The organism is Streptomyces sp. NPDC002809, assembly GCF_040295435.1.
GTDB lineage: Bacteria > Actinomycetota > Actinomycetes > Streptomycetales > Streptomycetaceae > Streptomyces.
This window is the reverse complement of the sequence record NZ_JBEOVJ010000185.1, coordinates 1-1,086: the sequence shown is the minus strand read 5'-3', so window position 1 is coordinate 1,086 and position 1,086 is coordinate 1. Positions and strand designations below refer to the sequence as shown.

At 64.1% G+C, this 1,086-nt stretch carries 1 protein-coding gene; it reads right to left on the bottom strand.

Going from position 1 to position 1,086, the window contains the following annotated elements; translation table 11 throughout:
• Positions 1-1,086: amino acid adenylation domain-containing protein (locus tag ABT025_RS39450; protein WP_351003657.1), on the bottom strand; the 1,086-nt coding region annotated here is incomplete at both ends.

Below are 1,086 nucleotides of genomic sequence, written 5' to 3'. Positions count from 1 at the left end.
CGGGTGCGGGGAGGGCTTTGGTGTCGATTTTGCCGTTGGGGGTGAGGGGGAGTTGTTCGAGGGTGATGTAGGTGGTTGGGATCATGTAGTCGGGGAGTTGGTGTTGGAGGTGGGTGCGGAGTTCGGTGGGGTTTGTGGTGGTGCCGGGTGTGTGGGTGATGTAGGCGGTGAGTTGTTTGTTGCCGGGGGTGTCTTCGCGGAGGGTGATGGTGGTGGTGTGGATGTGGGGGTGGGTGTGGAGGGCGTTTTCGATTTCGCCGAGTTCGATGCGGTAGCCGCGGAGTTTGATTTGGTTGTCGATGCGGCCGATGAATTCGAGGGTGCCGTCGGGGCGCCAGGTGACGAGGTCGCCGGTGTGGTAGGTGCGGGGGTCGGTGGGGGTGTGGAGGGGGTTGGGGGTGAAGCGTTGGGTGGTGAGGTCGGGTCGGTTGTGGTAGTTGCGGGCGAGGCAGATGCCGCCGAGGAGTGCGTGTCCGGGGATGCCGATGGGTGCGGGTTGGTTGTGGTGGTCCAGGACGTAGGTGGTGGTGTTGGTGATGGGTTGGCCGAGGGTGGTGGTGTGTCCGTTGGGGTCGGGTGTGGTGGTGAGGCTCATGACGTTGGCGACGGAGCCTTCGGTGGCGCCGTATTCGTTGCTGATGGTGGTGTGGGTGGTGCTGGTGTCGAGGAGTTGGGTGACGAGGGTGGGGGTGAGGTTTTCGCCGCCGGCGACGAGGGTGGTGATGTGGTGGGTGGCGTGGTGGGTGGTGAGGTGGGCGGCGAGGATTTCGAGGTGGGAGGGGGTGGCTTTGAGGAAGCTGATGGGGGTGTTGGTGAGGATGAGGTCGATGGCGGCGTCGAAGGCGGTCTGGCCTGGTGTGGTCTGGGGGATGGCGAGTTGGGTGCCTTGGATGAGGGGGAGGAAGAGGGCGGTGATGGTGAGGTCGAAGGTGACGGAGGAGTAGAGGATGGTTCCGATGCCGCCGGGGTTTTTGACGGGGTAGTTCTGGTTGCACCAGTGGAGGTAGTTGACGACGCCGCGGTGTTCGAGGGCGACGCCTTTGGGGCGGCCGGTGGAGCCTGAGGTGTAGATGATGTAGGCGAGGT